A 12,085-nucleotide genomic window follows, 5' to 3' on the forward strand; every position below is an offset into this window, starting at 1 on the left:
GAATGAGGCCTTATTCATCGATTAATCGCATCAAATGTAAAATTCTTCTACGAGTCTGTACGACTCCCTTTTTGCCTGTTACATTTTAATCATGAACACACAAAATCAACCTCTTACCAGAAAAATACTCGTCGTCGATGACGACCCACGTTTACGCGATTTATTGCGACGCTATCTTTCTGAACAAGGATTTAATGTCTTTGTCGCCGAAGATGGCAAGGAAATGTCCAAACTTTGGCAACGTGAGCACTTTGATCTACTCGTATTGGATCTAATGCTGCCAGGTGAAGATGGGCTATCAATATGCCGTCGTTTACGCGGAGGTCACGATAACACACCTATTATTATGCTAACCGCAAAGGCCGAAGAAATCGACCGCATTGTTGGCCTAGAAATGGGTGCTGACGACTATTTAGTTAAGCCATTTAACCCGCGCGAGCTACTCGCCCGTGTAAATGCCATTTTACGTCGTCGTGGCACCGAAGAACACCCCGGTGCACCAAGCCAAGAGAACGAAGCCATCGAATTTGGTCCGTACTCACTAAACTTATCCACACGCACATTAACTAAAGGAGACGAAGTCGTACCCATTACTACCGGCGAATTCTCTGTTCTTAAAGTGTTCGCACGTCACCCAAAAATCCCTTTATCACGCGACAAGCTAATGGAATTAGCTCGTGGTCGTGAATACGAGGCCTTTGACCGTAGTTTAGACGTACAGATATCTCGTTTACGTAAACTTATTGAACCTAACCCTTCTAAACCCGTTTTTATCCAGACCGTATGGGGTTTAGGCTATGTGTTTGTTCCCGATGGTGGCCATTAAGGTTAAGATATCGGCATGAGCACCGTGTCTACTCAACCCTCTCAACATGTCCCTCCTAAAAAGCCCCCTTTTAAAATGGGGCTTTTTAGTCGCACCTTTTTTCTTCTGCTTGGCCTTATGGGCATGAGCTTTGGCATTTGGCTGCAAATTTTCTTTTCAATGGAGTCTGAACCACGCGCCGTACAAATGGCTCAGCGTGTGATCACCTCTGTCAGCATTACACGTTCTGCCTTGATTTATGCTCCAGTAGATATGCGAGCCACCCTACTGCTGGATTTAGCCACTAAAGAAGGACTACGCGTGCAGCCCAGAGAACCGGATGATGTGCTTGAAGCCATCCCTCGCTCTACCTACTGGCTCCAAGTCTCCAAAGAGGTACGTGACGGCCTAGGCAGTCAAACCCTTATTATGTGGTCCGTCAACGAAGCGCCCGGTGTTTGGGTTTCCTTTGACATCAACACAGAAAAATATTGGCTCGTTTTTGATAGAGAACAATTAAGTTTAATTGCTGGCGCTGAATGGATAGGTTGGATTCTTTCCGCTTTACTGTTGGCCTTTGTTGGCTCAGCCATCAGCGTACGCTTTGTAAATAGGCCACTAGCGCAACTGGCCCAAGTTGCACAACAGTTAGCACGGGGCGAAACCCCCACCCCATTACCCGAAAAAGGGCCCTCTGAAATTCGCGATATGAATATGGCCTTTAATCGTATGACCAGAGACATACGCCAAGCAGAGGCCGACCGAGAGATCATGCTTGCAGGGATTTCCCACGACTTACGTACTCCTTTGGCACGTATGCGCTTAGAAATTGAACTCTCGAACGTAAGTGATGAGACTCGTTCGGCCATTGACGAGGATTTAGGCCAGATTGATCGCAGTATCTCGCAACTGATGGAATATGCTCGTCCCGCCACTAAAGCCCCCGATGCGGGTATCAATATTAGTGAAGCACTTTCCACTCTCTTTGAACGCGAACGCAGCCACACCGAAAGTCTAGGGGGACAATTAACGGCTGATATTAAGCCAAATCTCTATGCGCGCATTGACCCGAATGATCTAAAGCGTATTGTGAGCAACTTAATTGAAAATGCACGTCGATATGGGCGCAGCCCTGCCGACGATAAAGCCTATATTCATTTATCTGTACAAAGCCGAGGCAATCTTGTCGAAATTAAAGTACAAGATCACGGTGAAGGCGTTGAGGAACACGAGGTACAACGACTATTGCGTCCTTTTTCCCGGGGCGAATTAGCTCGTACAGGGGTCAATGGCGCGGGCTTAGGGCTTGCTATTGTAGAACGCCTCTTACATCAAGTTGATGGCCGCCTAGAACTACAGTCGCCTCCTGGACATGGACTAACGGCACGTATCGAAATCCCTAAGCTAAAAGTACGTGAAGCCACTAGAAAAACGGTGTAATTCGCGTAGAATAAAAACTATGTTTAGCGTATAAAAGGTCATATATGAAAACCGTTGGCGACAAAATCGAACCATTTAAAGTAATTGGCGTAAAACCTGGCTTTAATCTTCCACAAGAAAACGGCATTTCTGCATTTGAGGACATCACAGAAAGCTCTTTTCCTGGTAAATGGAAAATACTGTATTTTTACCCCAAAGACTTTACTACTGTCTGCCCTACTGAAATTACGGCTTTCAGTCGCTTAGGCCCCGAATTTCAACAGCGTGATGCTATCGTTTTAGGCGGCTCTACTGATAATGAGTTCGTCAAACTCGCATGGCGCAGAGAACACCCCGACTTAGATAAACTACAACACTACCAATTTGCGGACACCACAGGCGCGCTGGTGGATCAACTCGGTATTCGTCACAAAACGGACGGTGTGGCTTTACGTGCTACCTTTATTATTGATCCTGATAATGTCATTCAGCACCTATCAGTCAATAATTTATATGTTGGACGTAACCCCGACGAAATCCTACGAGTCTTAGATGGTATTCAAACCGAGGCCTTATGTGGCAGCAATCGCCAAATCGGTGGCCCTGTTTTAGATTAATCCGTTTTAACTCCATTAAAAATAGGCGAATAACTCGCCTATTTTTAATTCTATGCATTGCCTCTTAAGCTAAATCAGGCTTATGTAATAAGGTCACCACATTAGCAGCAATCCCCTCCTTACGCCCTAAATGCCCTAAACCTTCATTTGTCTTAGCTTTGATATTAATACAATCGGCAGACAAACCTAAATCCGCAGACAAATTCGCAACCATCTCTGGGGCATGTGGTCCCATTTTTGGCGCTTGAGCATGAATCGTGGCATCAAGATTAATGATCTCCCACCCCGCCTCACGAACTAAACTCATCGCCGCACGCAATAACGCCCGACTATCCGCCCCTTTATACCGTATGTCAGTATCTGGAAAGTGGCGACCAATATCACCCAAAGCTGCAGCCCCTAATACAGCATCGGTAACGGCATGCAATAAAACATCCGCATCTGAATGCCCATCTAAACCATGGGTATGAGGAATAAATACACCACCTATAATCAATGGACGATTTTCTACCAACGCGTGGATATCAAAACCCTGACCTACTCGTATGTTCATAACCATTTTTCCAATAATTTAAAATCATCAGGCCACGTTACTTTAACGTTTTTAGCAGACCCTTGAACCAATAACGGCTGATGGCCTAATAGCTCCATCGCTGAGGACTCATCCGTTACTTGACTACCCTGTTGTTGTGCATGGGCTAAAGCATGTAATAGCTCATTCGCCTTAAACATTTGCGGTGTTTGAGCTAACCACAGTTGCTCTCGGGCAATCGTTTTCTCTACCTGAGCAACGGCGGCATCAGAAGCTCGCTTTACAGTATCAGGCACAGGAATAGCTAATAATCCCCCGCGATCCTGCTCTAAACACGTATCAATCAGTCGGGCCAAGGCCTGTGCTGGCAACCCAGGTCGAGCAGCATCATGCACTACAACCCAATCCTCATCATTTGCCTTGAGTTCTAGCAAACCATTGTGTACGGTTTCTGCTCGTGTTGCCCCACCTACAGCCCGCCAAACAGTGCGCTCTAAACCATCTAAGGCTTGTTTCACCCATGTATCAGTCGGACTAACAATTACTCGCACATGATCTATGCGGGAATCGGCTAACATAGCCATAACCGATAGCCGTAACATAGGCAGGCCCTGAAGCAATTCATACTGTTTAGGTAGATCAGGTTTTAACAAAGCAGCGGTAGACTGCCGTCTGGCCCTAGCGCCTATTCCTGCTGCTGGCACTATTGCAATTATTTTCTTAGACATAATTTTTTTCTCATGAGCAAAACTGCACGCCCTACTGAACAAACCCTTTATCTTAGCAGCACCCAGACTTGTTTACAGGCTTTAAAAATAGGCCAACGCTATCAGCAGCCTTTACCTCCGGGATCTGGAGACGCCTTTTTATTGGCCGATTTAGCTCGTCAAAGCAAAAAAACACTGATCATTTTTTGCGCAGATCCCGTTGATGCACAACGTCTACATACCGAAATAAATCAGTTTGCACCTGAACTTAGTGTACAACCTTTTCCAGACTGGGAAACCTTAGCTTATGATGCTTTCTCGCCTCATGAGGATCTTATCTCTACTCGTCTACGAGCATTAAACGCATTATTAAACAACGAAGTTCAGGTACTCACTATCCCAGTTAGTACCGCCCTCTATCGTTTAGCGCCTCCCTCTTTTCTAGCGGCTTATAGCTTTAGCTTTAAGCAAGGCGACCAGTTAGACGAGCAGCAGCTACGAGAGCAAATGGTGTTGGCTAACTACAACCATGTCACACAAGTCAGTGCACCTGGCGAATTTTCTGTTCGTGGTGGTCTGATTGATATTTTTCCTATGGGCTCAGTTGTGCCTTACCGTCTGGATCTCTTTGACAACGAAATTGAATCTATACGTGCTTTTGATGCGGACACACAACGTAGTCTCTATAACGTCAAACAAATCGACCTACTCCCCGGCAGAGAGTTCCCTTTAGATGAGGACGCGCGCCATTTATTCCGATCCCGTTTTAGAGAAAAATTCGAAGGTGACCCATCAAAAGCCCTGCCCTATAAAGACATAGGCAACGGCATTGCTTTTGCAGGGATTGAATATTATTTACCTCTGTTTTTTGAACAGACTGCAACGATTTTTGACTATCTACCTAAAGACATCATCACGGTTACTCATGGCGCAGCACAGCAAGCCATTGACGCCTTTCATTCGGATGCAAAACAACGTTACCAGTTTTTAAAAAGTGACCCTGAACGCCCTGTACTTGCCCCCGAAGAGTTATTTTTAGATGGCTCGGAGTTTTTTCAATCATTAAAAGGCTTTGCACGTCTAGACTTACAATCCGACGGGCTGCACCCAGACTTCATTGCTGTTCCCAACGTAGCCGTTGCTAGACGAGCCGAAGACCCACTGAGCGCATTACGTACTGAAGTCCGAGATCCAGAGCGCAGAACCTTATTATGTGCTGACTCAGCGGGGCGTCGCGAAACGCTCGCCCAGATGTTGTCTGAATTCAATCTAACACCTGATAATCAGTGCTTAGAGTTACTCGACTTTATTCAAGGCAGCAGTCAGTTTGCCTTGGTCACTGCGTCTTTATTTCAGGGTTTTGCATTAAAAGATGCGGCCATCACTCTTTTAACAGAGAATGATCTCTACCCGCATCAGGTCAGGACAGCGCAACGAGGACGAAAAACACAACGTACTAACGTTGAAGCTATGGTTCGCGACCTGTCAGAGCTACGCGAAGGCGATCCCGTCGTTCATACGGAACATGGAATTGGGCGCTATCAAGGCTTAGTTGAGATGGATCTGGGTGAGGGCCCTGTAGAACTCTTACATTTAGAATATGCCAATGAGGCCACCTTATATGTACCTGTCGCACAACTACATGTGATTTCTCGCTATAGCGGCACAGATGCAGAGTCTGCCCCACTACACCAGCTAGGCTCAGGGCAATGGGAAAAAGCGCGTCAAAAGGCCGCTAAACAAGCCAGAGACACTGCGGCAGAACTACTTGCCCTCTATGCGCAGCGTGCGCTCCGCGCGGGTCAACAATACAAAATCCCCATGAGTGACTATGAATCATTTGCGGCTGGCTTTGGCTTTGAGCCCACACCGGATCAAGCGGCTGCCATAGAAGCCGTTTTAGACGATATGAAATCCAATCAGCCCATGGACCGCTTAATTTGCGGTGATGTGGGCTTTGGTAAAACAGAGGTCGCCTTACGTGCCGCCTTTGTCGCCGTCGCTAATGGCAAACAAGTCGCTATTTTATGCCCCACAACCTTATTGGCAGAGCAGCACGCACAAAGCTTTGCAGACCGTTTTGCTGATTGGCCTATTCAGGTTGCCGAGTTATCTCGTTTTAGAACAAGCAAAGAAACTAAAGCCGCTATTGATGGTTTAGCCTCTGGTCATGTTGATATTGTGATAGGCACTCATAAGCTCCTATCAAAAGATGTCATTTTTAAAGAGTTAGGGCTAGTCATTATTGATGAGGAACATCGATTTGGCGTACGCCAAAAAGAAGCCTTTAAAGCCCTACGCGCAGAGGTGGATATGTTAACTCTCACCGCGACCCCTATCCCTCGTACACTGGGGATGTCCTTAGAGGGTATCCGCGATTTCTCTATTATTGCCACTGCACCCGAAAAACGTCTTGCCATTAAAACCTTTGTACGCCGAGAAGACGACGGCAGTATTCGTGAGGCGCTATTACGAGAATTAAAGCGCGGAGGACAAGTCTACTTTCTACACAATGAAGTCGATACCATTGAAAATCGTCGTGCTCGCTTGCAGGAGCTGGTTCCTGAGGCCCGTATTGGTGTGGCGCATGGCCAAATGCCCGAACGGGAATTAGAAAGTGTCATGAAGGATTTTTATCAAAAACGCTTTAATGTATTGCTTTGTACCACGATTATCGAAACAGGTATTGATGTACCAACTGCCAATACCATCGTTATTCAACGCGCTGATAAACTAGGCTTAGCCCAGCTGCACCAATTACGAGGCCGAGTCGGACGTTCACACCACCAAGCCTATGCGTATTTATTAACACCAGGCGAAGACGCTATCACTAGCAATGCAAAAAAACGACTTGAAGCCATCATGGCAATGGATGAGCTAGGCGCTGGATTCTTCTTGGCAATGAACGACTTAGAGATTCGAGGCGCAGGAGAGGTGCTGGGAGAACATCAGTCAGGCAATATCCACGAGATTGGCTTTTCTATGTATTCAGACATGCTAAATAAAGCCGTTAAATCATTAAAAGCAGGTAAAGAGCCGGATTTAATGTCCCCCTTTGATACAAAATGCGAAGTCAATCTGCGCACCCCTGCCTTGCTCCCTAATGATTTTTGCCCTGACGTGCATGCTCGCCTTGGTTTTTATAAAAAACTATCTCATGCCGAAACCAATACTGAGGTTGAGCAAATTCAAGAGGAGCTAATCGACCGCTATGGCCTTTTGCCCGATTCCGCGAAGCACTTGCTCTTGGTGCATCAGTTGCGCATCAAAGGAGAACAATTGGGCTTAGACAAAATAGATGCCCAAGAAGATCAACTAATTTTGCAATTTAATGCTAAACCGAATGTAGATCCCGTTCGACTCATTGAGTTAGTTCAACAAGACAAAACCATGCGCTTTAGTGGGCCAGATAAATTACGGGTAGCCTTACCCGAGGCTACCCCTATTGATAAACGTGTACAAAAACTACATCAACTATTTAAGCAGCTAGGGTTAAAAGCTTAATCTAAACCAGTTAATAATCGCATCTAAAGGGGCCACGTTTAACGCAAAGCGAGCCTGTTCCTGCACCACAGGCTTGGCCCTGTATGCAACGGAGTAAGCGGCCTGTGCCATCATTGGCAAATCATTAGCCCCGTCACCCACGGCGATGATTTGCTCTTTGGTGGCATGTAACTCTTTAGCTAAACGCATCACGTGATCTGCTTTAGTTTGTGAGCCGACAATGTCACCTTGGACTCGACCTGTTAACTTACCGTCTTTGATCTCTAATGTGTTCGCATAGGCCTCATCAATACCCAATCGTTCTTGTAGGCGTTGCGTAAAGAAGGTGAAACCACCAGAAACCAATAACGTACGAACCCCGTGCTGCTTTGCAACCGAAACCAATCGCTCAGCGCCAGCATTGAGCTGTAAACGTTGCTCATAGACCTGTTGCAATGCGCTTTCTGGCACGCCCTCTAGCAGTGCTACACGACGCGTTAAGCTTTCAGCAAAATCGGTAATCTCACCACGCATCGCAGCCTCAGTAATCGCCGACACCTCTGCCTTACGACCTACTGCCGCAGCAATCTCATCAATACATTCAATATTGATCAGTGTGGAGTCCATATCCATAGCAAGAATTTTCATCTCGCGTAATAGATGCACGGGATCAATAAAAGCAAAGTCAAGTTTAGCCTGCTGACACGCAGCCTGAATCTCTGCCCGATTTTCGGTATTAACACCTAATAAACGAATAGCCGTTGGCCCTAGCTCTTGTACGCCCTCAGCATCAGCAATTGCCGCAATTTTTTCTATCGCTGATTGGTCGAACTGCAAGGCTTGTAAAATTAAATTTGACATAGACTCTAATGAAAAAAACCCCTCAAGATGGAGGGGCCATTATAAAACAATTACTGATTAGACTGCGTTAGCTTTATTCACCAACACACGACGACGTTTTAACAAGTAACGCATCACAAAACCGGGATAAGCCAATATCAAAAACAAACTATAAGTAATGGCATAGAATTCCCAACCTTGAGGAAATACGTTTCCAAGACTAGACTCAAAACCCACGCCTAATAACCCAACAAACAGATAAATGGCGGTTAACTCTAGTAGTCGTGCAAAAAAAGATTTTTCGATAACGAATTGACGTTGCATCCAAGCAGGAATGGCTAAGGCTACTATAACAACCAGCACACAGGCAGCACTAATCAACAATAAATGTAGCGGGCTCACAAATAATGTCTGACTTAAAACCCGATGCATAAACCAGCCTAAGACGAGCAAACACCCTGTATAAGCAACAGAGAGCATGTAGCGTAATAACGCAGGGCGTTGTGGCTCGCCTTTTTGTTGCCAGGGTAAAAATAGCAGCGGACGCTCGATAAAAAGTGGACAGTTCGCCCCAATTAGCGACAGCAATATTAATACCCAAATAGCAACATTTTGACTCATGATAAACCTAAATTAAAAGCGTAGTGATTCCTGAATAACACGCATACTGATTTCCATGAGGCCACCTGGCAAAATACCAAACAGAATAATCAACGCACCATTCACGGCGAGTATAGCTTTAGCTACCACACCAATCTGCAACGGTTGATCCAATACATCTGTTTCTGCCTCGTCAAAGTAGGCTGCTTTAACCACACGAATGTAGTAAAACGCACCCACTAAGGACATCAGCACAGCAATAATAGCAATGCTTATGTGCCCTGCCCCTACGACGGCCTGTAGAACGCTTAGTTTGGCATAGAAACCTGCCATAGGCGGAATACCTGCCAACGAGAACATGGATAACAGTAGCAACAAAGCCAACATAGGATGACGACGGTTCAAGCCCTTTAGATCGCTAATGTTTTCACACTCAAAGCCTTTGCGGCTTAGAACCAAAATCAAACCAAATGTTGAGAGTGTTGTAAGTACATAAATCACACCATAGAACAAGGCTGAACCATAGGCAAAGTTAGCCATGGCAACGTCCTGCCCAATTAGCTGACGAATGAATCCAGTTAGGCTATCGGCTTGGGCGGCTTCAGCCCCTACACCAGACAACAAACCTAAAAAGATAAAGCCCATATGTGAAATAGTCGAGTAAGCCAGCATACGTTTGAAGTTAGTCTGCATAAGGGCGGTTAAGTTCCCTACAACTAAAGACAATACGGCCATCAACATCAACATAGGCTGCCAATCAAGGGCAATACCATGCAAGCCTTCAATTAACAAACGTAAGGTGATTGCAATAGCGGCTAATTTAGGTGCTGCAGCAATAACCAAGGTGACTGTAGTTGGAGCACCTTGATATACATCTGGGGTCCACATATGAAAGGGTGCTGCCGTTAACTTAAAGGCTAAGCCAGACACCACAAACACCACACCAAACACTAAGGCTAGATGGTTCGCCTGACCACTGCTGATCACTTTAGCAATCAACCCTAGATCTAAGAAGCCTGTAGCACCATAGATCATGGATAAACCATATAACAACACCCCTGAGGACAAGGCCCCAAGAATGAAGTATTTCATAGCGGCTTCTGTGGCGGCCACATTCTCACGACGGATAGCAACTAAGGCATACAAAGCGAAAGACATGAGCTCTACGCCTAAGAACACCATAAGCAAGTTACCTGCAGAGATCATCAATAACTGACCTAGCAGTGCCATCAATGTGAGTGAATATAATTCACCACCACGCTCTACCATTTCACGCTGCTCGGCATACTGGCGTCCATACAACAACGTGACCGACACAGCAATACAAGACAACAGCTTTAAGAAATGAGAGAGGGAATCAACGACGTACAAACCAGAAAAACTAGATCCGGAGACGTCAGAGTTCCATTGCCATGCTACGGCTAAAGCCACAAGGATCAAGCTTAGCTGGCTAAGTACAAACGTATTATGTCTGGCTTCTGTTTTATTGAACGAGTCAAATATCAGCACACCTGCCGCCAAGATCAAAAGCAGGATCTCGGGCAAGGCCAGAGCGAAATCAAATGAGTTTTGCATAATGTTTCAGGCCTACAGTTTCGATACAGAGACGTGCTGCAGCAGAGCATCGACGGAGACGTGCATAATTTCAGTAAATGGAGCAGGATAAATACCCATTCCAAGCACAGCTATTGCCATCACGCCTAACACAAAGAACTCACGGCTGCTAAGGTCGCTCATTTCCGCTACTGCAGGATTTTTCACAGGGCCATAAGCCACTCGTTTGAGCATCCAAAGTGAATACGATGCACCGGTAATCAACGCTGTAGCTGTTAGCAAACCGATCCAAAAGTTGTATTCAACCGCACCCATAATCACGGTGAACTCACCAATGAAACCACTTGTACCTGGCAAACCACTATTCGCCATTGAGAACAGTACAAAGAAAGTCACAAAGCGAGGCATCACATTGACAACACCACCGTAATCCGCAATTTCACGAGAATGCATACGGTCATATAGCACGCCAATACATAAGAACATGGCAGCAGATACAAAACCGTGCGAAATCATTTGCATGATTGCGCCTTCCATACCCGTTTTATTGAAAATAAAGAAACCTAGTGTCACAAAACCCATATGTGCAATGGAGGAGTATGCCACTAATTTTTTCATATCTTTCTGAACGATAGCGACTAAGCCAATGTAAATAACACCAACTAAAGACAAGCCAATCATCAGTCCAGACAAACTATGGGACGCATCAGGGGTGATAGGTAACGAAAAACGCAAGAACCCGTATGCACCCAGTTTTAGCATAATTGCTGCCAATACGACTGAACCACCTGTAGGGGCTTCAACGTGAGCATCCGGCAACCATGTGTGTACAGGCCACATTGGTACCTTAACGGCAAAGGCCATTAACAATGCTAAGAAGATCAGAATTTGCGTATTGAGATCAAGTGGCAATTTATGCCAAGTATGAATATCAAAACTGCCGCCGGCTTGGTGCCATAAGTAAATAAAAGCCACCAAAGTCAGCAAAGACCCCATCAAGGTGTAAAGGAAGAACTTGATCGAGGCGTAGACGCGGCGAGGGCCTCCCCAGACACCAATAATGATGTACATAGGAATCAATGTGGCTTCGAAGAAGATGTAGAACAACATGCCATCCGCAGCGGCAAATACACCAACCATCAGACCAGAAAGAATCAGGAAAGCACCAAAGTATTGGGCGACTCGGTCAGTAATCACCTGCCAACCCGCTAACACCACAATAATCGTGATGAAAGCCGTTAGCAAAACAAACCATACCGAAATCCCATCAACCCCTAGGTGGTAGTTGACAGAAAAAGCCTCAATCCATGGAACAAACTCCACAAACTGTAAATTAGCTGTAGACGGGTTAAAGCCCGTGTACAGGGGAATCGTGACAAGAAACGCTACGACTGAGCCGACCAGAGCCAAAGTACGAGTGAAATTGGCACGGTCATCTCGCCCAAGGGCTAGGACTAAAAGCCCCGCCACAATGGGAGTAAAGATCGCGAGCGTTAGCCAAGGAAAAGTAGAAGACGCCATATCGCTA

Annotated in this window: 10 protein-coding genes; 4 read left to right on the forward strand and 6 right to left on the reverse strand. The window is 45.9% G+C overall.

Features of this window, described 5'->3' with window-relative positions:
* The first annotated feature begins 91 nt into the window (after positions 1 to 91).
* From ompR to Q0Z62_RS00565, 3 genes are read left to right on the forward strand one after another with little or no spacing between them, the layout of a single operon-like run.
* The gene (gene ompR, locus Q0Z62_RS00555) at positions 92 to 826 is read left to right on the forward strand and encodes a two-component system response regulator OmpR (RefSeq protein ID WP_269901503.1); all 735 of its coding nucleotides are present in this window, start codon (positions 92 to 94) and stop codon (positions 824 to 826) included.
* 15 nt (positions 827 to 841) lie between these two features.
* Positions 842 to 2,245 carry a sensor histidine kinase gene (locus Q0Z62_RS00560; protein ID WP_298050143.1) on the forward strand — a complete coding sequence of 468 codons (1,404 nt, stop codon included), beginning with the start codon at positions 842 to 844 and terminating at the stop codon, positions 2,243 to 2,245.
* A 44-nt stretch (positions 2,246 to 2,289) separates the two neighbouring features.
* Positions 2,290 to 2,841, forward strand: coding sequence for a peroxiredoxin (locus Q0Z62_RS00565; protein ID WP_269901501.1), 552 nt, complete (start codon positions 2,290 to 2,292; stop codon positions 2,839 to 2,841).
* Between the two features lie 64 nt (positions 2,842 to 2,905).
* Here the strand turns inward: Q0Z62_RS00565 and ispF are convergent, their stop codons facing one another.
* Together ispF and ispD are read right to left on the reverse strand one after the other, a co-directional pair.
* Positions 2,906 to 3,394, reverse strand: coding sequence for a 2-C-methyl-D-erythritol 2,4-cyclodiphosphate synthase (gene ispF, locus Q0Z62_RS00570; RefSeq protein WP_298050145.1), 489 nt, complete (start codon positions 3,392 to 3,394; stop codon positions 2,906 to 2,908).
* Complete coding sequence (gene ispD / locus Q0Z62_RS00575; RefSeq protein ID WP_298050147.1) at positions 3,391 to 4,101, reverse strand: 2-C-methyl-D-erythritol 4-phosphate cytidylyltransferase; 711 nt, start codon at positions 4,099 to 4,101, stop codon at positions 3,391 to 3,393. The genes ispF and ispD overlap by 4 nt, the downstream gene beginning before the upstream one ends.
* Before the next feature lie 12 nt (positions 4,102 to 4,113).
* Between ispD and mfd the strand changes: the two genes are divergently transcribed.
* Positions 4,114 to 7,584, forward strand: coding sequence for a transcription-repair coupling factor (mfd, locus tag Q0Z62_RS00580; protein ID WP_298050149.1), 3,471 nt, complete (start codon positions 4,114 to 4,116; stop codon positions 7,582 to 7,584).
* Here the strand turns inward: mfd and serB are convergent.
* Genes serB through Q0Z62_RS00600 form a run of 4 tightly spaced genes read right to left on the reverse strand, consistent with a single transcriptional unit; the run spans position 7,573 to position 12,078 of the window.
* Positions 7,573 to 8,424, reverse strand: a complete 852-nt coding sequence (gene serB / locus Q0Z62_RS00585; RefSeq protein ID WP_269901497.1) for a phosphoserine phosphatase SerB — start codon at positions 8,422 to 8,424, stop codon at positions 7,573 to 7,575. The two genes, mfd and serB, sit on opposite strands and share 12 nt — an antisense overlap.
* A gap of 57 nt (positions 8,425 to 8,481) precedes the next feature.
* The gene (locus Q0Z62_RS00590; RefSeq protein ID WP_298050152.1) at positions 8,482 to 9,024 is read right to left on the reverse strand and encodes a DUF2818 family protein; all 543 of its coding nucleotides are present in this window, start codon (positions 9,022 to 9,024) and stop codon (positions 8,482 to 8,484) included.
* A 12-nt stretch (positions 9,025 to 9,036) separates the two neighbouring features.
* Positions 9,037 to 10,581 (reverse strand): NADH-quinone oxidoreductase subunit NuoN, encoded by a 1,545-nt coding sequence (nuoN, locus tag Q0Z62_RS00595; protein ID WP_298050188.1) that lies wholly within the window; start codon positions 10,579 to 10,581, stop codon positions 9,037 to 9,039.
* 9 nt (positions 10,582 to 10,590) lie between these two features.
* Positions 10,591 to 12,078: an NADH-quinone oxidoreductase subunit M gene (locus Q0Z62_RS00600; RefSeq protein ID WP_269901495.1), complete on the reverse strand. Its 1,488-nt coding sequence runs from the start codon at positions 12,076 to 12,078 to the stop codon at positions 10,591 to 10,593.
* Positions 12,079 to 12,085 lie beyond the last annotated feature (7 nt).

Origin of the sequence: uncultured Paenalcaligenes sp. (assembly GCF_947630565.1) — a bacterium.
GTDB classification, from domain to species: Bacteria; Pseudomonadota; Gammaproteobacteria; order Burkholderiales; family Burkholderiaceae_B; genus Paenalcaligenes; species Paenalcaligenes faecalis.

Bases quoted from the DNA above. Each gene is read 5' to 3' on its own strand.
- Q0Z62_RS00560 (WP_298050143.1), top strand. From the start codon at position 842: ATGAGCACCGTGTCTACTCAACCCTCTCAACATGTCCCTCCTAAAAAG.
- ispF (WP_298050145.1), bottom strand. From the start codon at position 3,394: ATGAACATACGAGTAGGTCAGGGTTTTGATATCCACGCGTTGGTAGAA.
- ompR (WP_269901503.1), top strand. From the start codon at position 92: ATGAACACACAAAATCAACCTCTTACCAGAAAAATACTCGTCGTCGAT.
- Q0Z62_RS00600 (WP_269901495.1), bottom strand. From the start codon at position 12,078: ATGGCGTCTTCTACTTTTCCTTGGCTAACGCTCGCGATCTTTACTCCC.
- ispD (WP_298050147.1), bottom strand. From the start codon at position 4,101: ATGTCTAAGAAAATAATTGCAATAGTGCCAGCAGCAGGAATAGGCGCT.
- mfd (WP_298050149.1), top strand. From the start codon at position 4,114: ATGAGCAAAACTGCACGCCCTACTGAACAAACCCTTTATCTTAGCAGC.
- Q0Z62_RS00565 (WP_269901501.1), top strand. From the start codon at position 2,290: ATGAAAACCGTTGGCGACAAAATCGAACCATTTAAAGTAATTGGCGTA.
- Q0Z62_RS00590 (WP_298050152.1), bottom strand. From the start codon at position 9,024: ATGAGTCAAAATGTTGCTATTTGGGTATTAATATTGCTGTCGCTAATT.
- serB (WP_269901497.1), bottom strand. From the start codon at position 8,424: ATGTCAAATTTAATTTTACAAGCCTTGCAGTTCGACCAATCAGCGATA.